Raw genomic sequence first — 24,335 nt, forward strand, 5'->3', positions numbered from 1 at the left:
TAGTATAAAAGAACGGTTAGATGATTATTTTCAGGGAGAATGATAGTTTCAATAAGATAAATTTCAAATTATTTTATTAGATATTGATAGTTAATAAATATAATTCATATCTATGGTAATTGATTTCATCATAAAAAACATTATTTATATAAAAAATAGTTATTTCGCAGGGTTTTGTTTTTTGTTTTACAAATCAAAAGGATACTTGTTGCCGGATAATATATTGCCATCTCAGAGCTGAAATGGCAAAAAAGTATAGTATTAAAAATCATACTGACTATTATTCAAGAAACGCATGACGACTTGCCTTAACCAGCAATGAGCCGCGTCTATTTCCAACCGTTTATGCCAAACCATTTTAAAATCGAAAGGAGAAATATTAAATGGCGGAGAAAATATTCGCAGATTGTGGTTGTTTTCTATGCTAATTAAACTGCGTCGAGCAACTGTAAGGATTAAATCAGTGCCAGAAATGATATCGTTAGCTATTCCCCAGTGAGGAAGCTGTACACTAATTTTCCTATGTAAGCCTTTTTTCAATAAAACACGATCAATATCGTCTTCTGCGCCTGCTCGCATAGCAACAGAAACATGAGGGCGTGCTAGCCAAGAGTTCTGGTCTAAGTATCCATTTTCTGGAATAGTTGAAGCGTCAGCCAAACAAGAAAATTTTTCGACGAATAAAGCATGTGCGCGCAAGTCTTCAGGTATCTTTTGGGGAAATACACCGAGTGCAAGATCGATTTCACTATCAAGGACATCAATAAGCATTGATTCCCGGCTTGCTTGGCTTATGGTTAATTTAGCATTTGGGGCAATAGTGCGAAATGTTCGAATTAAAGTGGGTAATAGAACACGAGCACCATAGTCTGACATGGATAAACGGAATGTTCTGTTGGTTTGAGTGGGATCGAATACTTGGGGTTCTATGAGAGTATTGATTTGTCCCAAAACCTCACGAAGAGGTATGAGTAATTCTTGAGCTCGGGGAGTGAGTTCAAGTCTTCCAAAGCGACGAACAAGTAAAGGATCGTCGAACAAATTACGCAAATTTGCAAGCGCATGGCTTATTGCTGGTTGGCTTTTATGTAACCTATTTGCTGTACGGGTAATGTGCTTTTCGAGTAATAATACTTGCAAAGTCACTAAGAGATTAAGATCAATATTTCGCAAATTATTCATAAATCTTATAATGAGATGTTATTTTTTTAATAAACTACATTAAATTTCATTTCATTTATAGTTTGTTTTTAAAAACAGTAGGCATTCAGATCACAAAACCTAATGTCGATGTAGTAAAATGATAATTATGAATACATATTAGGAAAAATAGTTCTATTAGTAATTATTAGTTTAAGATATTATATTAATTAAGATTATCGATAGTTATTCTAAAATAAAAGTTTGGCAAGATATGTCCATTTCATTATAACCTTGTCTTATGCACTACCGTCTGCCGGGACTCAATCTGCGATAAAAAATCCTACCAAATCGTATCTTACTTAACATCCGATGTTCGGCAATTAATGCGGGAACCAGTTATTGGTTGCTGCCAGAGAAACGGATTTAGTCGAATACCCTAATGTAGGGTTTTTTCTATTATCGAGAGAAATGCTTATTTAAAAATTTAGGTCATGACTCCAAAGCGTTAATTTGATATTATTATGCTTTTTCATAGGGGGAGTATTATGACTGTCACGATAGCAGTTGTTTGCCGATACTGCAGCCAAACAGAACCGGTACGTAAACACGGAACAGGTAAAGCGGGTTTTCCGCGCTATTACTGCAAAGACTGCCAGAAAACCTTTCAACTTAACTATCGTTACAATGGTCATAAGCCCGGCATGAAAGAAAAAGTGATTGATATGGCGATGAATGGTTCTGGTGTCAGGGATACCGGTCGTGTTTTAGGCATCGGCATCAACACGGTGATACGAACTTTAAAAAACTCTCACCAAAGCCGGTAACATCAAGGCAGGAAGCTTACAATGATGTCACGCTCATTTGCGAGTTGGATGAACAATGGTCTTTCGTCGGTAACAAAAAACAACGTCATTGGTTTTGGTATGCTTTTGATACCAAAAGAAAACAAGTCATCGCCCATGTATTTGGTCCCCGAAACGATGAAGCCTGTCGAAAACGCCTTGATTTATTGGCACCTGTTAATATTCGTTTTATGACGACCGATAACTGGGGGAGTTATGTTCGGGAAATTGAACCAGAAAAACATTTGGTGGGCAAAATTTTTACCCAGCGTATAGAGCGACATAATCTTACTCTACGCATTCATATCAAACGATTAGCAAGAAGAACTCTTTGTTATTCACGCTTGGTAGAAATTCATGAAAAACTTATTGGTGCCTATATTGAAAAATATCATTATAACGCTTTGGAGTCATGACCAAAATGGCTAATTCTGAATACAATTCCAATCTCAAGGCTTCATATCAAAAACCCTGTTCAACCACCAGATTAACGACTTCTCTTTTAAAGTTATCGGTAAATTTTTGAGGCGATTTTCGTTTCATAAAGACACCTTAATACTACAGCCGTAGCTCATCATGTATCATGATAACGCTTCTTTTCTTCTCCGCATAAGGGGAGGTGTCAAATGCTGCACACACCGGCTCACTCCTGGGAATGGGCGCTACTGGCATTACCTGCTCGGTTGACTCCCTTGTTTCACCCTGGCGGTTCACGCCAACACTGCCTTGATTATCTTCGGGGCTTACTCTGTGACGTTGAACGTAAAAATAGCTGGCAACTGGCTGAATGGTTAGGCGAAACGTCACCCGATAACCTGCAGTATTTATTGGAGCGTGCCCGCTGGGATGTCGATGTTGCCCGCGATATTCTGCGTGACTATGTGACGGAACATTTAGGCGATGAACACGGTGTACTCATTAAATTGATGTCACGACCGTAAAAACTTGACCTTTCATTCAATTAATCAATTGTTAGTCACATTATTTAATTTAAATCAAATTCTAACTATAGAAGGTGCAATATGAATAAAGCTATTTCACTTATGACTCATGGCAAAAAAGCCATCAATATTCAGATTAAAATATTAATTTTATAAATAACCATGGTTATTATTAGTAAACTTATTATCACTTACATTGATAATAAGTATATTCACAAAATCCATCACTCTTGAAATAATCATCTGCAAAACCAATATAAAAATCGAACTCAATATTCATTCAACTAATTTTAAATTAACAGACTAAATAAATATCCACATACATAACCGCAGTTAATGAATTCTAAAGGCAAATAAAAAGCAGAGATAAAATCGAATAGGATTTAGAAAATTCCTCAATGGAATCCATAATGAAATGATAGATGTAGCAGTATCGTAAGAATTTATTTAAACTAATCTATACAACGTCACTATGACATAAGCTATATCATCTCATCTAACAAGAGAAAAATAATGAAAACTTCATATAAGCTATTAATTAGCCTAGCTTGCGTCATCACGCTCGCTGGCTGTGCCAATAACGCACCAATATTAACTCCCCAATCCACTATCATGACTCATAATTCTCTGCCTTCCGTGAAAAAAGCTATTTTGGAAGCAGGTAAAAAACGTAAGTGGACAATGACTGAAGTTTCTCCCGGTGTTATTGATGGATTCCTGAAAAAACGCGATCATGGTGTTCAAATACGCATCAATTATACCGCCAAAAACTACTCTATCAATTATGTCAATAGCCATAAATTAAGAGAGAGCAACGGAAAAATTCATCGTAATTATAACCGTTGGGTCAATAACCTGGATAAAGACATTCAGTTAAATTTAGCCCTGTTGGCTAATCAATAAATTTCAGCTTTAAGGCCTATCCCCATATCGGTGAAAACATACTGATAAGATAGGCTTTAGTTTTCAATATACTTTCTAGCTACAGACATATCGGATATCTGGATATATGACCGCACCCTATAATTATGACAAAGATGAGTTCAGTGCACTTGAGGCAATTACAGAAGCTCAGCGTATTGCTTTTGCTCCTATGCTATTTCAAACAGCAATTGGACTACGCGATTGCGGAATTTTATCTTTCTTGGATAAAAACCACAAAAATGGTGCAACTAAAGATGAAATTTGCAGGAACTCCGAATTAGATAGCTACGGTGTGGGTATTTTGTTGGATATGGGGTTGAGCGGCAGAATTATTATTAAGCAAGATGATCGTTATTTCCTCAGTAAAATCGGACATTATTTGCTACATGACAAGATGACTCGCGTCAATATGGATTTCACTCAGGACGTTTGTTATCAAGGGCTATTTCACTTAAAAGAATCTCTTCTGAAAAATAAGCCTGCCGGATTAAAAGTGTTCGGTGAATGGCCAACAATTTATCCTGCTCTGAGCCAATTACCTGAGCCTGCTAAAACAAGCTGGTTTTCATTCGACCATTTTTATTCTGATTCCGCTTTTAGTGCGGCATTGAAAACTATTTTCTCCATAAATCCGAAAGTGATTTATGATGTTGGTGGCAATACAGGAAAATGGGCATTGCGCTGTTGCCAATATGACAGTAAAGTCAGCGTCACTATTCTGGATTTACCCCAGCAAATAAAATTGGCTGAAGAAAATATACGCAGCCAAGGTATGGCTGATCGTATTTTCGGCTATCCTATTGACATGTTATCGGATAATGACTTACCCACAGAAGCAGATATCTGGTGGATGAGCCAATTCTTGGATTGTTTTTCCGAAACACAAATTATAGGCATTTTACGCAAGATCTCCGCAGCCATGAAACCTGATGCGCGAATTTGCATCATGGAGCTGTTTTGGGACTGCCAGCCTTTTGAAGCAGCGGCTTATAGCCTTAATGCTACCTCGCTTTATTTTACTTGTATGGCAAATGGTAATAGTCGTTTTTATAGCGTTGATGATTTTTCCCAATTCCTTAATAAAGCTGGGTTGGTAATAGAAAACCAAATTGATCAGCTAGGGCTAGGACACACATTACTGATCTGCAAGAAGCAGTAACGAACGGTATTTCATGAAATTGACATTGGATATTACAGACTGGCAAGCAATCGCCCCAGGACTTTCTCTTGCTGAAGAGTGGGAAGAGTGGTCTGCGACATTACCAGCTACTATTGATAAATCACAGCCATTAGAGAAATGTGCCCAATTGCCCATGATGACAGCTCGCCGTTTAAGCTCCGGCAGCCGTCTTGCCGTGGATTGTGGTTTAAGCATCCTGCGCCGTAATCAAGTCGATGCCATTGTCTATACCAGCCGTCACGGCGAATTGGAACGCAATTATCAAATATTGCAGAATCTGGCGCAAAAAGAGAGTGTTTCGCCAACCAATTTTGCCATGTCAGTTCATAACTCTTCTGTCGGTAATCTAACCATTGTGGCGAAGGCTCCTCTGGTTTCCTCTTCCGTTTCGGCAGGCATTGACAGTTTCCAGCAAGGGCTGTTTGAAGCCTCAACACTGCTTCATGCGGGTCACCGCAAAGTCCTGCTGGTCGATTTTGATGGTGAGATCCCCAGCTTTTATCACAATGTCATAGATGCCAATACCCCAACCTATCCATTTGCAGTCGCTCTATTGCTGGAGTCAGGTACTTGTTTGCGCTGTACAAAGCAATCTTCATCAGAAGCAGAGCCTGACCTTCCTCAAAGCCTCCAGTTTCTTCATGGCTGGTTACGGAGCAAGCAGAATTTCACTGTTTCAGGAGATCATTGCCAATGGAATTGGAGCCTGTCAGATGATTAAAAGGGTTTCAATCAATATCACTGAACGCATTAACTGGCTCTGGCGTCTGCTCATGACCGGATTTTGTTTTACCCTGTTTGGCGTTGGTGGGTTACTGCTTTCTCTTATTTGGTTCAATTTATTGCTGGTTTTCCTACGCAATGAAAGTAAACGTTGCCATCTCGCACGCCACAGCATTTCATTCAGTTTTCGCCTGTTCCTTTTTTTGACCAGAAAACTGGGAGTACTGGATTACCATTTCAATGGGCTGGATAAAATTCGTGCGGATAAAGGCTGCTTGATTGTTGCTAATCACCCGACTTTACTGGATTACGTCATTCTGGCCTCAACGCTGCCAAACGTGGATTGCATCGTAAAATCTGCGTTACTGCGCAATCCTTTTGTCAGCGGTGTAATCCGCTCTGCACGTTACCTGATTAACAGTGATGCAGAAACTCTGCTTCCTGCTTGCCGCGAACGGCTGACTTCCGGTCACAATATCCTGATTTTCCCGGAAGGAACGCGTACGACGCCCGGTCAACCTATTTCGCTTCAACGTGGAGCCGCTAATATCGCCGTGCGATGTGAATGTGATTTGCGGATCATACATATTGCTTGCAGCCAGACTATGCTGGATAAAAAAAGCAAGTGGTATCAAATCCCACCGAAAAAACCCATTTATACGATCACTATTGGTGAACAACTCACCAATGAAAATTTTGCTGTTGATATAGAAAATGGGTATGCCATTGCTGCCCGCCAACTCAATCGTCAGCTAACTCAATTACTCACACCATCAAACTAACAGATGTCGGATACGATGATGCAAGCATTACATATTGAAATAAAACAATTAATTATAGACACCCTGAATTTGGAAGAACTTACACCAGAAGATATTGAAACTGATGCCCCCCTGTTTGGCGACGGATTGGGCTTAGATTCAATTGATGCTCTGGAGCTGGGGTTGGCAGTAAAAAATCGCTTTGGCATCGTCCTATCCTCTGAAAGTGAAGAAATGCGCCAACACTTTACTTCTGTAGCCACATTGGCCGCTTATATCCAATCACAGCAAGCATAAGAGCAGGTGTAATCATGGAAAAACAAGCTATTTTTCAGGAAATATCCCAGCTATTGGTTCAGTTGTTCGAATTGTCCCCCGAAGACATTACGCCTGAATCACGACTCTATGAAGATTTGGAACTCGATAGCATTGATGCGGTTGATATGGTTGTTCACTTACAGAAGAAAACCGGACGCAAGATCAAACCTGAAGCATTCAAATCCGTTCGTACTGTGCAGGATGTCGTGGATGCCGTGGAACAGTTATTGAAAGAGCAATCGTTAAAAAACCAGTAATCAGCAATAAATAATCAGTAAAGCAGAAACAAATATTTGGGTAGTTAATTGAAGCCGTTGATTTTATTGCTCCGTATTACCAATACCGTGATGTTAATCGCCTGGCCGTTCTTGGTCTGGGCGATGGTTAACTACGGGCAATTTCATGCCATGTTGATCGTCATTATTTTATTTTTTGTTTTGCGATTATTGTTAAGCAGGCATCAACCCCACAATCAGCAGAAAGCTGGCTGGCATACCGGATGGATATTGTCCATAGCAGGGATAGCCTTGGGGCTGGCCAGTTTATTCCTTCGCAGTCACCAGCTTCTTATGTACTACCCGGTAGTCGTTAATGCTGTTCTGCTGATTCTGTTTAGCAGCTCATTGCGTTACGGCCCACCCATTATTGAAAAAATAGCCCGTATCAAAGAGCCGGATTTACCCCCTGAGGGCATTGCCTATACACGTAAAGTCACCTACATCTGGTGCCTGTTCTTTATGTTCAATGGCGCAGTAGCACTTGGAACTTGCCTGTATAACGACATGAACTTATGGACATTGTGGAACGGAATGGTGAGCTACCTATTAATTGGGTTACTCATTTCCATTGAATGGCTGGTACGCCAGCGGGTAAAAAAATGATGAAAGCACAACCCATATCTCAATGGCTATCAGAAGATAATCATCCCGACAGGCTAATCAGTTGGGGGAATCACGCCATCAGCCTGAATATACTTCGGCAGGATGTGACCACGTTATATTTACGCTTGAAAGTACACGCAAAAGACCAAAAACGCTCAGCGTTCCGCTGGGCCTTGTGTTTTGACGATAGTTACAGTTTCTGTGTCGCGCTGCTGGCAACACTTCATGCTGGTAAAACTCCCGTTATTCCGGGTCATTGCCGCGAAGCTCAATTACAAGAGCAACAATCTCTGTTTGATGGTGTATTGACCGATTTACCCCTGACCTTATCCTGTCCTTGTTTACGGATTACACCATCAAATCCAGAAATTGATGTTACAGAAAAAACCTCGTTGAACATTACATTGCCAGCCATCTTACCGGATGCCACTTTGGTGATGTTTACTTCTGGTTCAACCGGTATTCCGCAACAAGTGCTCAAAACTGTGGCAGTCATGGATCTTGAATCCCAATGGCTGGCTTCCCTGTGGGGAAATAAGCTGCAATCCTGCGTTGTCAGATCTTCAGTCAGCCACCAACATTTGTATGGTTTAACCTTCCGCATCTGGCTGCCAATGGCTCTGGGGTTACCGTTCGATCGCAAAATGGTGGAATTTCCCGAACAGCTTACCAATAGCCCACGTTGTGCGCTGATCAGTAGCCCTGCCTTCCTGCAACGGCTGGATGAAAAACTTCCTGCCCCTGATTGTACTTTTGTAGTTTCAGCGGGTGGCCCATTGCATTTTGCCTGTGCAGAACGATCAATGCAGTGGCTCAACATTCCGCCTAATGAAATTTATGGCTGTACTGAAACAGGCATAATGGCCTGGCGAAGCCGTAAAACAAATAACGAAGTCTGGACGACATTTGAGGGCGTTTCATTCCAGGAGGATGGAGAAAGAAATGTACGCGTCTATTCTCCTCTACTTTCTGATCCCTCTGGTCTGATTCTGGACGATCAGTTTGACTTTGATGAGCAAGGTAATTTTGCTTTATTGGGGCGGCGGGATCGTCTGGTGAAAATTGAAGAAAAACGCATTTCCCTGTCAGAAATTGAACGTCGACTGCGTGAAATTTCTGGTATCACTGACGCTGTTGCATTGCTTATTAATCGAGGTAAGCGCAATAACATTGGCGCGGTAGTCGTTTTAGATCACGCAACCTACAAACGTTATCAGCAGCAGGGAATTCGCAAGCTGTCACAAGATTGGCGTCACCAATTAAAGCCTTGGCTGGAATCTGTCGCATTGCCACGTTATTGGCGAGTCGTTGAAGCCATTCCCCTGAATGCCCAAAGCAAGCGTTCATGGCCTGCTTTACAGGAGCTATTTAATGAAACCCATTGAAATTCACCGCGAGCAACCTGCTCAAAATGAGGTCATTGTACAATTGTACTTAGACCCCGATTTGGATTGGTTCCAAGGGCATTTTCCCATTCAACCACTTCTGCCGGGTGTGGCTCAAATCGATTGGGTCATGCATTATGCCGAAACGCTGTTGGCATCGGGCTGGTCTTTCGCTTCGATTGAAATGGTGAAATTCCAGCTCCCTCTGCAACCGGGCGATAAACTACTATTGAAAATCAAATGGGATGACGAAAAATATCTCCTGACTTTCCATTATGATGTAGAAGCTCAGAACGGAAGCGAAAGCCAGACAGCAAGCCAAGGAAAGATAAAGTTATGTCGCTGAGCGCAAATACGAGCGTCAGTACGATTACGCCCTGCGTGGTTATTCCTTGTTATAACCACGGCGCAACCATGCCTGCGGTACTGGAAAGATTATCCCCTTATCATCTCCACTGCTTTATCGTGGATGATGGCAGCGCTCCCGACACTCAACACCGTCTTGAAGATTTAGCAAAGTCCGTTCCTAATGTAACGCTTATCCGCCTTGAACATAATCAGGGCAAAGGTGGAGCAGTCATGGCAGGAATGCGGGCAGCCGCAAATTCAGGCTATAGCCATGCCTTACAGATTGATGCCGATGGGCAACATTGCCTTGCCGATATCCCCCTGTTTTTGGCGAAGGCGCAGCAGTATCCCAATCACTTGATTTCCGGCAATCCAAAGTATGATGTTTCCGTGCCAAAATCCCGCCTTTATGGGCGCTATATCACCCATTTCTGGGTTTGGGTGGAAACGCTTTCTTTATCCATTAAAGACAGTATGTGTGGCTTTCGTGTTTATCCGCTGGCTCCTACGCTACAACTGTTGGCTAAAAAAGATGTTGGTCGTCGCATGGATTTTGATATTGAAATCATGGTGCGGCTCTATTGGCAGGGAACAGAAAGTCAATTTGTGCCAACCAAAGTCACCTACCCTGAAAATGGTCTATCCCATTTCGATGCGTTGAGGGATAACCTCAGCATTTCATGGATGCATACCCGCCTGTTTTTCGGCATGTTACCGCGCATTCCTTCTTTATTATGGCGCAAACAACAGTTATGCCGTAAACAACAGTTATGCCGTAAGCGACCGGGAATAAATAGCCAGCATTGGTCAGATATTCAAGAACGCAAAGGGCTGCTTGGCATGAAGTTCATGCTGGCGGTTTATCGATGGTTCGGACGCAAACCTTTTGAGTTGCTGCTTTACCCTATTGTTGGCTATTTCTGGGCAACGGGTAATTCACAGCGGCAGGCATCCCGCCAATACCTTGAGCGACTGAAACAAACCATGCAACACAAAGGCATCACTATTCCACAGAGCCTTAATAGTTATCGCCATTACCTGCGTTTTGGCACAGCCATGCTGGACAAAATCGCAAGCTGGCGTGGTGACTTAAAATGGGGAAAAGATATCGAGTTTGCGGCGGGAGCAGAACAAACTCTTTTGGGTGAAAAACCTTTGGGTGAAAAACCTTTGGATGGAAACTCAGGCGGAAAACTGCTGTTGGTTTCGCATTTGGGCGATATTGAAGTCTGCCGGGCGCTGGCGCAACAAACGGGTAAACAGACCATCAATGCACTGGTATTTACTGAACACGCCGAACGTTTCAAGCAGATTATTGAAGAAGTTTCACCGCAAGCCGGAATCAATTTATTACCAGTAACGGATGTCGGAGCAGATACCGCCATCATGCTGAAAGAAAAAATTGAGGCCGGTGAATGGGTGGCAATTGTCGGTGACCGGATTGCCGTTAATCCTTCTCGCACCAATACCCAACGCGTTGTATGGAGCCAGTTTCTCGGTCATTCTGCACCATTTCCACAGGGGCCATTTATCCTTGCTTCGGTATTGCGCTGCCCCGTACTGCTGATGTTCGCTCTCCGGCAAAATAACCAATTCAAAATTTATTGTGAACATTTTGCCAATCCTCTGGAATTGCCACGTAAACAACGAGAACAAACGTTGCAGCAGGCGGTAGATCTCTACGCTTCCCGATTGGAACACCATGCCCTGCAATCCCCGCTCGATTGGTTTAATTTTTTCGATTTTTGGCAATTACCGTCTGATCGAACAAATTCTGCCCGGAAAAATAAGGAATAAAAAATGCTGACTGATCCCCGCTTTACGGCTGAGGTTGAATTATCTGTGCCATTTCATGATGCTGATCCAATGGGCGTTGTTTGGCATGGAAACTACTTTCGTTATTTTGAAATTGCCCGTGAGGCATTGATGAGCCAACTCAATTATGGCTATCGGGAAATGAGTGAATCCGGCTATGTTTGGCCTGTCGTCGATGCCAAAATCAAGTACCGGGCCTCAGTGCTCTTTGAGCAAAAAATACGCGTCAGAGCCACCATTGAAGAATTTGAAAATCGCCTGAAAATTGCTTATCAGATTTTTGATGCAGCAAGCGGTAAAAAAACAACCGTAGGCTACACCATTCAGGTCGCCGTTTCTAAAGAAACACAGGAAATGAGTTTTATCAGCCCAGATATTTTATTCGAACGCATGGGGGTCAAGCCATGAAAAAATGGCGCTGGATACTGCTGCTCCTGACAGCAAGTTTCATGACAATCAATAACGTGGCACATGCCATCACGCTTGAAGAATTACAACAGCGGTTCGCCCACCAGCCAATTGTGCGAGCACATTTCACACAAGTACGTCAAATTCAGGGCATGCCACAACCCCTCTCTTCCAACGGTGAAATGCTGGTTTCACAACATAAAGGGCTGTGGTGGCATCAACAAAAACCTTTTCCACTGACACTGGTGCTGGATGACAGCCATATGGTGCAAGTCATGCCGGGGCAAACTCCCCAAGTGATCACCGCCGATTCCAATCCACAACTGTTTCAGTTCAACCATCTGATGCGGGCGCTGTTTCAGGCCGATCGTGCCGTGCTGGAAGAAAATTTCAAAATCGAATTCAACGATCTTGGGCAGGAAAAATGGCGCTTGGTACTAACGCCCAAAACGTCTCCTTTGGATAAGCTTTTCACAGCGATTACCCTGAGCGGCCAAGCTAACCTTGATACGATTTTACTGACCGATCGCCAAGGTGATCGTACAGAACTCTCTTTTACCCAACACCAATTAACACCAGAGACGCTGAGTAATGAAGAAGAGCAACACTTCAAATTCTGAGCCACGTCTGCTGGCCCTATTCTGGTTACTGACGTGCGCTATCCTGCTGATATCGCTGGCAACCTTGTTACCTCAATCCCGTCTGTCCACCAGCGTACTGGCATTATTGCCTGCACAAAGTGCTGGAAACATGCCACCTGCTTTGCAAGAAGAGTTTATGCAACGTCTTGATCGGCAATTGGTGTGGATGGTCAGTCCGGGGAAAAAAGAGGATGTCGCTCCTGCCCAATACTGGTTGGAGCATTTGCAAAAAACACCGTTTCTGTCCCATGTCAAAGGGCCAATGACGGCAGAACAGCAACAAGCATGGGGTCGTTTTTACTACGAACACCGTAATGCCATGCTCGATCCTGCTACCCGTGACAGACTAAAAGATGAAGGCAATCAGCAAGCAAACTGGATCTTGTCCCAAGTTTATTCCGCATTTTCCGGTGTCAGCGGACAAGAACTTAATAATGATCCCCTGATGCTGGTCAGAGGTTCACAACTGGCGCTTCAGCAGACATCCAGCCAATTGCGGCTCCAGAATGGCTGGTTGGTCGCCAAAGATGATTCAGGGAAAAAATGGTATCTGCTTCACGGAGAGCTAAAAAGTGCCTCCTTTGATATGCAGCAAGGGCATCATGCTGTCACTGAGTTGAATAAGTTACAGCAGACTCTGCAAGCCCAATTTCCTGATGCCGAAGTCATTTCACGGGGCACTCTGTTCTACAGTGATTACGCCACCCAACAGGCAAAACATGATATTTCAACACTGGGTAGCGCCACGGTACTCGGCGTATTGCTACTTATTTACAGTGTATTCCGCTCCCTAAAACCTTTGTTGCTGTGTGTTCTGTCCATCAGTATTGGTGCCTTGGCAGGCACTGTGGCGACGTTGGGGATCTTTGGTGAACTTCATTTCATGACGCTGGTCATGAGCGTCAGTATCATCGGTATTTCCGCCGATTACGCCATTTACTATCTGACAGAACGCATGGTACATGGTCAGGAAGTCACACCGTGGCAAAGTATGCGGAAAGTTTTGCCAGCCTTATTGATGGCATTGGCAACAACCGTTATTGCCTATCTAATCATGATGTTCGCCCCTTTCCCCGGCCTACGCCAATTGGCTGTATTTGCGGCTGCGGGTTTGACAGCTTCCTGCCTGACCGTCATCTGCTGGTATCCCCGGCTTGCGAAAAACCTGCCAGTACGCCCTGTTCCGGCCATGATCATGTTAATGCGCTGGCTGGCGTTATGGAGACGCAATCGGCTGTTTTATAGGGGATTACCAGCAATGCTGGTGGTTTTTGCGGTGCTGGGAATTTCCCGCTTGCAGATCAATGATGACATTGCCCAATTACAGGCTCTGCCACAGGATATCCATCAACAGGAAAAACGCATTGCAGCACTGACCGGACAGCGAAGCGATCAGAAATGGTTCGTTATTTACGGCAATAATGCAGAACAAACCTTGCAGCGGCTGGAATCTTTTATTCCAAAATTGGATACAGAAAAACAGCAAGGTAATATCAGCCATTACCAACGATTCCCGCTCTCCTCTCTTGCTCAGCAACACAGGGATCTTGAACTGATCAAGGCAGCCACTTCCAATATCATGTCTCGCCTGTCAGAAGCAGGTTTGACAATGAAACAGCCTGATGCTCATCCTATGACTGTCACACCGAATGACTGGCTCAACAGTGTAGTCAGTGAAGGTTGGCGTTTGATGTGGATAACCCTGCCACATGGCTACAGCGGCGTCCTGCTACCTGTAAACGGCGTTAAAGACAGCGTATTGATGCGTCAATTGGCAGAAAAACAGGAAGGTGTCAGTTGGGTTGATCGCAAACTGGCTTTCGATGAAATGTTCCAATTCTACCGCACCATGCTTGGCTGGTTGCTGGCAGGTTCAGTCACACTGATTGCCATCAGTTACATAGCACGGCTCGGTTGGCGTCGTGGCATCATCAACATAGTGCCATCCTTGCTATCCCTTGGCTGTGGTCTGGCTGCTCTCGGCTTTAGTGGTCATAGCCTTAACTTATTCTCAATATTGGCTCTGGTTCTGGTGCTTGGCATTGGCATCAACTACACCCTGTTTTTCAGTAACCCCCGTGGTACTCCGCTGACCTCGCTATTAGCGATCAGTGTCGCTATGTGTACTGCATTACTCACGCTGGGGATGTTGGTATTCAGCAGCACTCAGGCAATCAGCAGTTTTGGCATCGTGTTATGCAGCGGGATCTTTACCGCTTTCCTGCTATCGCCATTGGCAATGCCTGAGCGCCAAAAAAGGAAAAAGAAATCATGATTCGGTTATTCATCTTATCTCTGACTTGCCTGCTTGCAGCGTGTACGAACTCACCGCAAAACGGCGCGCCCAGTGCATGGCTGAAACCGGGGGTCAGCGTTTTATTACCAGAACCAACCATAACACCTGCCATTAATGAACAACAACTGCTGACGGCTACAGTAAAAGGCAAGCAACAGTCATTGATTGTGCTACTCAGCGCCAATGAACAACACTTGTCATTAGCAGGATTGTCTTCACTGGGCATCCGGCTGTTCAAATTGAATTACGATCAAAATGGCATTCATACCGAACAATCCATCGTCTTGCCGGAACTTCCGCCTGCCAATCAAGTCTTGGCCGATATCATGCTCAGTTACTGGCCTGTTTCCGCTTGGCAGAGCCGACTGCCTGATGGCTGGGTGCTTAAGGATAGTGGTAATTTCCGCCAACTGTATGACAAAAATGGAAAATTAATCACAAAAATTCAATATGATAGCCTAAATGGCAAACGGCGCCCGATTCACGTCCAGCAATTCATTTTCGGTTATGACATCGCCATTCAGCATCTGGAAGAGTAAAACATGATTTATATTTCTGCCGTGGGTATGCTCAATGCCTTGGGCAATAACGTGGATGAGATTGCGCAGAATCTCGTGCTCGGTCAGGCACCCGGCATGCATGAGCGCTCCGGCTGGCTACAACCCGACAAAACCTGCTGTCTGGGAGGCGTTGACGGTGAATTGCCCGCCATTCCTGCCGCCCTGTTTAAACACAACAGCCGTAATAATCGTTTGTTACTGGCTGCCTTGATGCAAATAAAGCCACAAGTGGATGATGCCATCGCCCGTTATGGTCGGGAACGTATCGCTGTGATCATGGGAACCAGCACATCTGGCCTTGACGAGGGTGATCAACATGTCAGCCGTACGATCCACCAGCAATACAACTATCAACGATACAACTATCAACAATACAACTATCAGCCATCCGATCAGCATTACCATTATTACCAACAGGAATTAGGTGATCCTTCCCGCTTCCTCGCCAATTATCTTGGTATTGATGGGCCTGCATTTACTATCTCGACAGCCTGCTCATCCAGTTCACGGGCGATTATCACCGGCCAACGTCTGATTGAAATGGATATGGTAGATGTGGCGATTGTTGGTGGTGCGGACACACTGAGCCGTATGCCAATCAATGGATTCAATAGCCTGGAGTCTCTCTCCCCCACCTTGTGTGAACCATTTGGTGAAAACCGCCAAGGCATCACCATCGGAGAAGCCTCAACACTGCTGCTGCTCACACGGGAACCTCAGCCGAGCGCATCCCAGCCAATAGCATTACTTGGTGTAGGGGAATCAAGTGACGCATGGCATATGTCGGCCCCGCATCCTGAAGGGAAAGGAGCCATTGAAGCTATCAATATGGCATTGGGAAATGCAAAACTCTCTCCAGCAGAAATTGGTTATATCAACTTGCATGGAACAGGCACAAAATTAAATGACCAGATGGAATCTATTGTCATCAACCAGATTTTTGGTGAAAACACACCATGCAGTTCAACCAAGTATTTAACCGGTCATACTCTGGGAGCCGCAGGTGCCTGTGAAGCCGGAATTTGCTGGCTATTGCTGACGCGTAACCTGCCGCTGCCAGCACAAGATTTTTCACGCTCAAACATAGATACCTCACTGTCTGATTGTGGCCTGCTAACCCAATCGCAACCACTGGAAAAACCGATTGTCATGTCAAATTCTTTTGCCTTTGGTGGCAACAATACCAGCCTGATATTGGGAGTTGCATAATGTCTGACTATTTGCCAGTAGATCGCTATTTGCCAGTAGATCGTTATCTCCCACATGAAGCACCGATGGTGTTACTGGAAAAAGTGATCAACGTATCCAGCGACCATGTGCATTGTCAGGTGACAGTCAGTCAGGACGGCGTTTTATCCCCTTTTCTTAATGAAAAAGGCCACCTGCCGGGTTGGTTTGCCATTGAGATCATGGCCCAAACCATTGGTGTCTGGTCTGGCTGGCATCGCAAAGAAAGAGAGGAAGAAGACTCTGCATTGGGCATGTTACTGGGCGGACGAGCAGTGCGGTGCCAAGTACCCGCTTTTACCCAAGGCAGCGTACTGGATATTCAGATGAATTTATTACTGCAAGATGAAAAATTTGGCAGTTTTGAAGGTGAAATCAGTTGTAATGGCACTGTACTGGTGACAGGCCGCCTGAACACCTACCAACCTAACAAAACAGAACTCACACAACTAATAAATAAACAGGATGGAGTAGCATAATGCGTTCAGTTCTAGTGACCGGTGCCAGCAAAGGGATAGGCCGGGCTATTGCCTGTCGGCTGGCGGTTGATGGTTTTACGGTCATCGTGCATTATCACCGCGATGCCAAAGGTGCGGAAGAGACACTGGAACAAATTCAGGCGAACGGAGGCAATGGCCGTATACTGAATTTTGATGTTTCGGATCGAACTATCTGCCGTGAAATATTGGAAAAAGACATCGAAACCCACGGTGCTTACTATGGCATCGTCTGCAATGCCGGGATCGCCAAAGATAGTGCTTTCCCTGCTCTGGAAGGCGATGACTGGGACAGTGTCATTCACACCAATTTGGATGGCTTCTACAATGTTATCCACCCTTGCGTCATGCCGATGATCGGCTTACGTCAGGGAGGACGCATTATCACATTATCATCCGTGTCCGGTTTGATGGGCAATCGCGGACAAGTCAATTACAGCGCGGCTAAAGCAGGTATTATCGGGGCAACAAAAGCACTGGCAATCGAATTGGCGAAAAGAAAAATCACCGTAAACTGCATTGCTCCCGGATTGATTGGTACAGACATGATCCAAATGGAAGAAGCGGCTCTGAAAGAAGCCATGAATATGATCCCAATGAAACGGATGGGACAAGTGGATGAAGTGGCTGGCCTTGCCAGCTATCTGATGTCTGATATTGCGGGATATTTGACCCGTCAGGTCATTTCAATCAACGGGGGAATGCTATGAGCCATAATGTGAGATTCCAGAATGAATTCCATAAGGCAATGCCTCGCAGGGTAGTTATCACCGGAATGGGTGGCATTACTGCATTGGGGCACGATTGGCAATCTGTTTCCGCTGGGTTGAAAGCGGGCATCAATACTGTCCAACAGATGCCAGCATGGGCAGAATATGACGGGCTTAATACCCACCTCGGGGCACCTGTTACAGATTTCATTTTACCCGAGCATTACACTCGCAAACGCATTCGCTCAATGGGACGTGTTTCCCTGATGTCAACGCGCGCTACAGAGCAGGCCTTAGAGATGGCGGGTTTGCTTGGCGACCCGATACTGACCAATGGTGAAACAGGCATTGCCTATGGTTCCTCTACGGGCAGTACCAAGCCAGTCAGTGAATTTGCCACTATGCTGACTGAAAAGCATACCAATAACATCACTGGCACAACTTATGTGCAAATGATGCCCCATACCACCGCCGTTAATACGGGCTTGTTCTTTGGTCTGCGTGGCAGGGTTATTCCGACCTCAAGTGCCTGTACATCTGGCAGTCAGGCAATTGGATACGCGTGGGAAGCTATCCGCCACGGCTATCAAACCGTGATGGTTGCTGGGGGAGCCGAAGAATTGTGTCCATCCGAAGCAGCAGTATTTGATACGCTGTTCGCCACCAGCCAGAAAAATGAAGCACCGAAAACCACGCCTTCCCCATTTGATGTTAACCGTGATGGGTTGGTCATTGGTGAAGGTGCGGGTACATTGATCCTTGAAGAACTGGAACATGCCAAAGCACGTGGTGCCAAGATTTATGGCGAAATCATCGGGTTTGCCACTAACTGTGATGCTTCCCATATTACCCAGCCAAAATCTGAAACCATGCAGATCTGCATTGAAATGGCACTGAAATCAGCGGGATTACAGCCAGCTGATATCGGTTATCTCAGTGCTCACGGTACTGCAACCGATCGTGGAGATGTCGCAGAGAGCCAAGCTACGGCCAATATTTTCGGCAACCAAACGCCTATATCTTCACTGAAAAGCTATTTCGGTCATACACTGGGGGCTTGTGGTGCGCTTGAAGCATGGTTAAGTCTGGAAATGATGAATGAAGGCTGGTTTGCTCCAACCATCAATCTGCAAGAGGTCGATCCCGCTTGTGGAGAGTTGGATTACATTATGCACCAGCCTCGTGAAATCCAGACCGAGTTTATTCAAAGCAATAACTTTGCCTTTGGTGGCATTAATACCTCGATTGTAATCCGACGTTGGGCTTAATTGGGGGATTAAGGGGCAGACAAAGCGCTGGGTAAAACCAGCATCTTGCCTATAAACTGAGACCATAAATAAATATTAAAGGCCACCGGATGGTTAACCCGATGGCCTTAGCTACGTTTCCATTATCTATTTCAGAAATGAACGGATCGTCAGAGATACAAAGGCAGAACGCTAACCCAAACTAACAGCCATTGATTATAGGTTTATTTTCAGACGGTTCAATCAATTAAAATTGATGAATAGGTAAAAAATCATACAAATGGACGATATTATCAGGATATAACCCGAACAATAATAAAATAATCCCGCCACTTCAACCAATAACAGATGAATATTTCTGTTTCAGTCCATCCGATTTATCAGCCGTGTTCCTTATCGCGCTGGCGTTCTCCGGTGTGCCTGTGTTGTAGTGGGTATGCGCGGCGGTCAGTTCCGCCAGTTCCTTCACCACATCCAGCGTCTCTAACATCAGGGTCATCACGTTAAGTTGCTGGCTACCTACCCAAACCACAGGCGCAACAATTTCTTGCCTGACTCCGGCAATGCTCTGCTTAAGCAGACCAATTTTCTCTATCAGCGTTTGGCCGACGTCGATATTGGCCTCTTTGCCCACACTGGCAACGAAATTCGATGAGGTTGCCACACTGTAGTCACCCTCTGCGATTTGCTGAACAGCCCCCGCCAATAGCGTGGACGTTCCCAAAACGGTAGTTTTATCCGTGGCCTGAACCGTGGTTTCCCGGGCGACCACCGTGCGCGTTTCCGTGTCGGCCTTAACTTCACGGTGCAGGGACGATTCATTAATGGTCTGGTCGGTCTGGCGTATCCAGCTCCCTTCCTGCGTCACGCGCTGCGACACTTCCGCCCGCTGCTGCTGCAATTGTTCGCCGGGCTTGATATCCGGCAGGGTATTGCCGTGACTCAAGGTTTGGCGAATAAAGGGCTTATCCGGTCGTCCGCCCTCGAAAGCAATCTCAACAATCGTCCCGATGGGCGGATACTGGAACATCCCCGATTCACCGCCCGCCATCGGCAGGGGTAAAGGGACGGCACGATAAACCGGAGCGGCGGCGTCTTTACCGTCCGCATCCAGCAATTGCACATCCACCGCATAGCGCGGCCTGAATGGGTCGGAGATATCGCCGCTGACTGTGTTTTCGGTGTGTGCCTCTATGCGGGCAAATTGGGGTAAATGCAACCCGGCGGATAATTCGGGGTAAACCGCATCAATCTGGCGCTGCGTAGGCGTCTTGGTTTCCAACTGACCTGCTGATATCCATGTAATTGTCATGTTCTCATTGTTCAGATTGACCTTGCTCAGCCGTTGCTGATTAACCACAAAGCCGGGACGCAATGATTGAATCATGGGGATTGTCATGGCATTGCCAGCGGACTGGCTTTGGCTGAATTCATTGGGAATTTCGACAGGTTTTTCGGCAAACATCGAATGCGCCCAACTGCCGACATACACCGAACCATCCGGCAACTGATGCCAGATATAATCCTCAATAGCAAAGACCTGTCCCAGATTCGCCAGCAACTGATAGCCCGTGCCGTTATGGGTATAGTGCGGAATGGGCTTATCGGTATAAGGCACCTCCGGCAAGATGAACGTCAGTCCGCTGTGTTCCTGCAACCAGTCAACAATCTGGCGCAGGGTGGGATGCTGAAATGAGCACGGCCACGGGCGGTCAAACACGCCGACCAGCTCACGCACAAACAGGCGCTGATAGCCGTTCTGGGCGGGCTGTGAGCGCTCCACATAGCCCGTAAACCAGCGCAGCACCAAATCAGTGTAACCCACATCCAGCCGCACCAATTTTCCGGTGTAATCAGTAGTCGTTTCCGCCGTGATAAAGCCACGGCCGCAAGATGAAAGTTCCAGCATGATATTGGCGTCAACCAAATGGATCTCATCACCGGAGAGATGAAGTCGGTTAATCGGTGTCATTATTTGGCAGGCCCTATCCAATCATTAATCGGCTTCAATACATTGCGCTCAAACCAGCTTAATTCTTCTGATTCTTCCTTTACTACACCCCCGCCCTGTCTTGTTTGTTTTTTGGTCTTAACATTGCGGGCAGTACGGGCATCGCGCTTTTCAGCCACAGATAAATGCTCCCGCAAAGTAAAGGTCACCTGCCATGCCTGCTTGCCGTCTACCTTGCTGGCATCAATCGTGCCCGTAAAGGTCCCAATGCGAAAATTGATGGCCTGCGCGGTCAGGTTGGCGACCCGGTAGCGTTTCAGGTTGCCGCCGTCTTTGGCTTCCGCCAATGCAAACAGGCGAGACAGGGTTTTCTGTTCGGTAAAGGGAATAATCCCCGTAATACGCAATTCTTTCGGCTTAATGCCCTGTTCGGCCACGGCGGTGCTGGATGACTGGCCGCTTTGGTCGCTGTCCTGAAACATCACAGAGGGCGTGACGGTCAGGCTTTTTAACGGAATGGCCTCGCCATCAAGGGCGAGGGTGATAATTTGGCTCATGCGATAGCATCCTTTCTAATGGGCTGAGATCGTCTCCGGCAAACAGGATCGCCAGCGTGTAAACCGCGTCCGGCTCGGGGATGTTCTTACGTAACTTCTCCGCCACGTGTGCGCCGTTCCCTTTCCCTGAGAACGCCCAAACAGTGGCAGATTTCCCTGCCAATCCGCTTATGGCATCGGTGACTTGCTGCAACGCGGATTGCCGGGCGGCGGTCAACGCGGTTAACTGAGATTTTAACCCCGCGATACTGCTGCCTGCGCCGGCCTGTGCTTTGGCTTTGGCGATCAGTTGCGCATTGACCGCCAGACGGCTGGTTGTGGTTGATAAAAGTTGTGGCAGTGGTAAACCACCGCTCAGCTTGCCCGGCAATTGCATTTTGGTCGTTGTTAAACTTTCTGCCGTTTTTGCCATGCGCGTGACCTGAGAAAAGACCGGCAGCGGCAACACCGATGAAAATTGCATTAAATTCTGCATAAATTCATCGTGGGTCTTAGCGCAGATCATCAGAACAACGGCGTTCAGGTTCCCTGCGCCCATCAGCTTATTTGACAGGTAATGAATGGCGTTGGTCGGGCTTAAATAACTGCCGCTGTCGGCCTGTTGCCCTACGCCATAGAGAAACGGGTGGACGGGCACAATAGCGGCAGATAGCCCCGATAAAGCCGGGGACAGTTGCAGAGTTTTACGCTGCCAGTGCATTATTGGGGTTGCTCCGGCCAGTAGATATCCGGGACAGTAGAACAATCCACCCGATTGAGCAGCACCCTGTAAAATCGCCACTGAGTCAGTGCGGCCTGTTCTTTCTCTGTAGCAATCCCCAAATCAAATGCGTCTTGACAGATACCGATACTCTCAGCCGCTTTCTTTAACAATCGCCGCTTTTCAAGCTCTGCTTGTTTTTGTAATTCTTCCGAGGTTGGAGACGGAATATCGTTCAATGTGGGTAATCCATCAACACCAGCCACAATTAATTTTCCGCTTTTCTGCCCTGTAAACATTTGCTGATACAACACATCACTGATGGGTTTCAAATCATCAGGATAATTATCGGATTCATCGTAAGATCTGTAGACAAATCCATTTTTAGATGCACTATAAAACCAGCCATTATCTAATTTTTTATTTTTTTTCATAATGTTATCATCAATCATGATTATCTCCCAATAGCCAGCCATGTGATCGGAAAGCCGTTAATCAAGCCATCCTCCCGTTTTGTGGCCGCAAAGAACTGCGAATTATTGATTGGATGACCAAACGCATTATCTATACGTGATCCCTGTGAAGTAGAATTAGTGACTAATACAACAAAGCAGGCTTCAGAAAACATGTGGGGGAAATTGAAGTTTCTGTTACTTTCCGATTCAGCCCCCCACTGTATCATCAGTCCCGTAGACTCATCTTTAAACCAACCGTTACCACTGAATACCCCAGAATTTTTTCGGGCAAACGTGGCATTCAACCAATGACTGAGCCAGCCATCACCCCACGTGGAACCATAAATATCTCCCCACGGGGCCAGGGATGTAGTCCCGGCAGCAAATCCATCATCAGCACGTATCATGCCCTTTGCTGAAATGTTTTTCTGAACTGAAAGATTTCCCTGAGATGAGATATCGCCCTGACTCGTAATGCGCCCTTGAGTGGCAATATCCCCAGTTCGTGTATTAAAAAAGATTTCTGTGCGTTGACTCTGTGTACATTTTAAACCGATACCGAACCATGAGAGCAGTTCCAGATTATTTCCCTCAAAACTGGCCGTATCGAAATTTGTTAATCGCATTCCGTAACGGTCACCACCTTGCAGGCCAAACAGCGACTGAGAAAACATCCGTTCGGCGTTTATATCTCCGTGAACAACACCACCTGTTTTAGGGTAGGCATTAGCGGCCAGATTTACGGTATTCCGCAATCCAAGATTGTTCACAAATTCAGATTTATTTTGGATATCTGCGCCATTCTGGTTCATAGCCAGACGATTATTGGCATTGTCGTTGACAGTATTTAATGCTGAATTTGTAGCATAATCGCCTGCGGCTTGTTTTTCACTCAAACCATTTTCCAACATCCCGCGGGTTGCATAATCCTGCTTAACTCTGCTTAGCTCGACATTTAGGGACGCAATATCACGATCATTCAATGACCCTTTACTCCGCAAGTCGGTGACATTCCCATCACCATCAACCCACGCAACAGCAAACACATAGTGCAGATATCCCGCCCCATCCACATAATTTTTCAGCTCATTCTCAGCGATAATTTTCACCACGGTTTTCCACTGGCTGACCAGATTACCCTGATAGCTAAAATCCGCATACACACGGGTATTACGTAAGCTGTTCAGTGTCTGGTCAAACTCCAGTATTCCACGCAGCCCACCGACATAGGCCAGCCCTTTTTTCACCCGATACTGTTCGCCCTGACGCACCACGGCAAAGCCCTCATCAAAAAATGCTGCTTCGCCGTAGCTGTCGGTATTTATCAGGCGTTGCATTTCGTCAATGCCCGTCAAACGGGCGGTAAAATCAATCTGCCACGTTTCGGCGGTGGTGGTGATCGCGGTTTCTGTCGCCGCACCGTCAAATTCCAGCAGGAAAGAGCGGGTCAGGACATTGCCCTGCAAGCCGTTGGCCGTTCTGATTTTCTTCTGGGTGGGGGCATGGGTGATCATACCGATAACACCAGATGCCTTATTGATAAGACCAATCCAGTTAAAATCAAAATTCCCCACTTCCGTACCCAATGTGACGCTGTAAGCCACGGCGTTCTCACTGGCGAGCCCGGTTTTGTTGACGGCCTGACGGTGAACAATGTGGCTTTGGGCTGGTAATTTCTCACTGCGGTTAATATCCTTAGACGGATCAAGATTCGGCACATTCGCAAAGACAAATTCATCCAGCACCACAGGCTGACCTGCGGCCACTTGCTGTGCCTTCCATTTTTCAAAGTCCAATGTAATGACGGAGGACATTTTCTATTTCC

25 protein-coding genes and 1 pseudogene are annotated in these 24,335 nt (G+C 45.7%); 20 read left to right on the forward strand and 6 right to left on the reverse strand.

Annotated elements, in window-relative coordinates; all coding sequences use genetic code 11:
* Positions 1 to 261: 261 nt before the first annotated feature.
* A complete protein-coding gene (locus PSI14_RS02385) occupies positions 262 to 1,182 on the reverse strand; it encodes a LysR family transcriptional regulator (protein WP_273574233.1) in 921 nt (306 codons plus the stop codon).
* 506 nt (positions 1,183 to 1,688) lie between these two features.
* On the opposite strand from PSI14_RS02385, the gene PSI14_RS02390 reads away from it, so the two are divergent.
* From PSI14_RS02390 to PSI14_RS02485, 20 genes and pseudogenes are all read left to right on the forward strand, one after another.
* Positions 1,689 to 2,401, forward strand: a protein-coding gene (locus tag PSI14_RS02390; RefSeq protein WP_273574234.1) for an IS1 family transposase whose coding sequence is annotated in 2 segments (ribosomal slippage) — positions 1,689 to 1,941 and positions 1,941 to 2,401 — 714 coding nt in all. Because the reading frame shifts where the segments join, the coding sequence is not laid out codon by codon here.
* A 210-nt stretch (positions 2,402 to 2,611) separates the two neighbouring features.
* Positions 2,612 to 2,905: pseudogene (locus PSI14_RS20110) on the forward strand (transposase); the annotation flags it as partial.
* Between the two features lie 534 nt (positions 2,906 to 3,439).
* Positions 3,440 to 3,829: a hypothetical protein gene (locus PSI14_RS02400; RefSeq protein ID WP_273574235.1), complete on the forward strand. Its 390-nt coding sequence runs from the start codon at positions 3,440 to 3,442 to the stop codon at positions 3,827 to 3,829.
* Positions 3,830 to 3,935: 106 nt separating this feature from the next.
* On the forward strand, positions 3,936 to 5,009 hold the full coding sequence (locus PSI14_RS02405; RefSeq protein ID WP_273574236.1) for a methyltransferase: 1,074 nt from the start codon (positions 3,936 to 3,938) through the stop codon (positions 5,007 to 5,009).
* A gap of 13 nt (positions 5,010 to 5,022) precedes the next feature.
* On the forward strand, positions 5,023 to 5,751 hold the full coding sequence (locus PSI14_RS02410; RefSeq protein ID WP_273574237.1) for a beta-ketoacyl synthase chain length factor: 729 nt from the start codon (positions 5,023 to 5,025) through the stop codon (positions 5,749 to 5,751).
* Positions 5,744 to 6,535, forward strand: a complete 792-nt coding sequence (locus PSI14_RS02415) for a lysophospholipid acyltransferase family protein (RefSeq protein WP_273574238.1) — start codon at positions 5,744 to 5,746, stop codon at positions 6,533 to 6,535. Before PSI14_RS02410 ends, PSI14_RS02415 begins: the two co-directional genes overlap by 8 nt.
* An 18-nt stretch (positions 6,536 to 6,553) precedes the next feature.
* Entirely contained in the window at positions 6,554 to 6,811 is a 258-nt protein-coding gene (locus tag PSI14_RS02420) for a phosphopantetheine-binding protein (RefSeq protein WP_273574239.1), read from the forward strand.
* A 14-nt stretch (positions 6,812 to 6,825) separates the two neighbouring features.
* Positions 6,826 to 7,089 carry an acyl carrier protein gene (locus PSI14_RS02425; protein WP_306309185.1) on the forward strand — a complete coding sequence of 88 codons (264 nt, stop codon included), beginning with the start codon at positions 6,826 to 6,828 and terminating at the stop codon, positions 7,087 to 7,089.
* A 48-nt stretch (positions 7,090 to 7,137) separates the two neighbouring features.
* Entirely contained in the window at positions 7,138 to 7,713 is a 576-nt protein-coding gene (locus tag PSI14_RS02430; RefSeq protein WP_273574240.1) for a COG4648 family protein, read from the forward strand.
* Positions 7,710 to 9,098, forward strand: coding sequence for a class I adenylate-forming enzyme family protein (locus PSI14_RS02435; RefSeq protein WP_273574241.1), 1,389 nt, complete (start codon positions 7,710 to 7,712; stop codon positions 9,096 to 9,098). The genes PSI14_RS02430 and PSI14_RS02435 overlap by 4 nt, the downstream gene beginning before the upstream one ends.
* A complete protein-coding gene (locus PSI14_RS02440; RefSeq protein WP_273574242.1) occupies positions 9,085 to 9,444 on the forward strand; it encodes an ApeI family dehydratase in 360 nt (119 codons plus the stop codon). Before PSI14_RS02435 ends, PSI14_RS02440 begins: the two co-directional genes overlap by 14 nt.
* On the forward strand, positions 9,435 to 11,243 hold the full coding sequence (locus tag PSI14_RS02445) for a glycosyltransferase family 2 protein (RefSeq protein WP_273574243.1): 1,809 nt from the start codon (positions 9,435 to 9,437) through the stop codon (positions 11,241 to 11,243). Before PSI14_RS02440 ends, PSI14_RS02445 begins: the two co-directional genes overlap by 10 nt.
* A 3-nt stretch (positions 11,244 to 11,246) precedes the next feature.
* On the forward strand, positions 11,247 to 11,669 hold the full coding sequence (locus PSI14_RS02450) for an acyl-CoA thioesterase (RefSeq protein ID WP_273574244.1): 423 nt from the start codon (positions 11,247 to 11,249) through the stop codon (positions 11,667 to 11,669).
* The gene (locus tag PSI14_RS02455; protein WP_273574245.1) at positions 11,666 to 12,289 is read left to right on the forward strand and encodes a LolA family protein; all 624 of its coding nucleotides are present in this window, start codon (positions 11,666 to 11,668) and stop codon (positions 12,287 to 12,289) included. Before PSI14_RS02450 ends, PSI14_RS02455 begins: the two co-directional genes overlap by 4 nt.
* Positions 12,261 to 14,585, forward strand: coding sequence for an MMPL family transporter (locus PSI14_RS02460; RefSeq protein ID WP_273574246.1), 2,325 nt, complete (start codon positions 12,261 to 12,263; stop codon positions 14,583 to 14,585). The genes PSI14_RS02455 and PSI14_RS02460 overlap by 29 nt, the downstream gene beginning before the upstream one ends.
* Positions 14,582 to 15,145 (forward strand): DUF3261 domain-containing protein, encoded by a 564-nt coding sequence (locus PSI14_RS02465; RefSeq protein WP_273574247.1) that lies wholly within the window; start codon positions 14,582 to 14,584, stop codon positions 15,143 to 15,145. Before PSI14_RS02460 ends, PSI14_RS02465 begins: the two co-directional genes overlap by 4 nt.
* Before the next feature lie 3 nt (positions 15,146 to 15,148).
* A complete protein-coding gene (locus PSI14_RS02470; protein WP_273574248.1) occupies positions 15,149 to 16,375 on the forward strand; it encodes a beta-ketoacyl-[acyl-carrier-protein] synthase family protein in 1,227 nt (408 codons plus the stop codon).
* The gene (locus PSI14_RS02475) at positions 16,375 to 16,872 is read left to right on the forward strand and encodes a hotdog family protein (protein WP_273574249.1); all 498 of its coding nucleotides are present in this window, start codon (positions 16,375 to 16,377) and stop codon (positions 16,870 to 16,872) included. Before PSI14_RS02470 ends, PSI14_RS02475 begins: the two co-directional genes overlap by 1 nt.
* The gene (locus PSI14_RS02480; RefSeq protein WP_273574357.1) at positions 16,869 to 17,600 is read left to right on the forward strand and encodes a 3-ketoacyl-ACP reductase FabG2; all 732 of its coding nucleotides are present in this window, start codon (positions 16,869 to 16,871) and stop codon (positions 17,598 to 17,600) included. Before PSI14_RS02475 ends, PSI14_RS02480 begins: the two co-directional genes overlap by 4 nt.
* Positions 17,601 to 17,638: 38 nt before the next feature.
* Positions 17,639 to 18,868 (forward strand): beta-ketoacyl-ACP synthase, encoded by a 1,230-nt coding sequence (locus tag PSI14_RS02485; protein WP_273574358.1) that lies wholly within the window; start codon positions 17,639 to 17,641, stop codon positions 18,866 to 18,868.
* A gap of 313 nt (positions 18,869 to 19,181) precedes the next feature.
* On the opposite strand, the gene PSI14_RS02490 is transcribed toward PSI14_RS02485, so the two are convergent.
* From PSI14_RS02490 to PSI14_RS02510, 5 genes are read right to left on the reverse strand one after another with little or no spacing between them, the layout of a single operon-like run.
* Positions 19,182 to 20,819, reverse strand: coding sequence for a hypothetical protein (locus tag PSI14_RS02490; protein WP_273574359.1), 1,638 nt, complete (start codon positions 20,817 to 20,819; stop codon positions 19,182 to 19,184).
* Positions 20,819 to 21,355, reverse strand: coding sequence for a baseplate complex protein (locus PSI14_RS02495; protein WP_273574250.1), 537 nt, complete (start codon positions 21,353 to 21,355; stop codon positions 20,819 to 20,821). Before PSI14_RS02495 ends, PSI14_RS02490 begins: the two co-directional genes overlap by 1 nt.
* Positions 21,327 to 22,136 (reverse strand): hypothetical protein, encoded by an 810-nt coding sequence (locus PSI14_RS02500; protein WP_370688805.1) that lies wholly within the window; start codon positions 22,134 to 22,136, stop codon positions 21,327 to 21,329. Before PSI14_RS02500 ends, PSI14_RS02495 begins: the two co-directional genes overlap by 29 nt.
* A complete protein-coding gene (locus PSI14_RS02505) occupies positions 22,055 to 22,507 on the reverse strand; it encodes a tail fiber assembly protein (protein ID WP_273574251.1) in 453 nt (150 codons plus the stop codon). Before PSI14_RS02505 ends, PSI14_RS02500 begins: the two co-directional genes overlap by 82 nt.
* Positions 22,508 to 22,509: 2 nt before the next feature.
* Positions 22,510 to 24,324 (reverse strand): phage tail-collar fiber domain-containing protein, encoded by a 1,815-nt coding sequence (locus PSI14_RS02510; RefSeq protein WP_273574252.1) that lies wholly within the window; start codon positions 24,322 to 24,324, stop codon positions 22,510 to 22,512.
* Positions 24,325 to 24,335 lie beyond the last annotated feature (11 nt).

Origin of the sequence: Xenorhabdus anantnagensis (assembly GCF_028598555.1) — a bacterium.
Taxonomy (GTDB): Bacteria; Pseudomonadota; Gammaproteobacteria; order Enterobacterales; family Enterobacteriaceae; genus Xenorhabdus; species Xenorhabdus anantnagensis.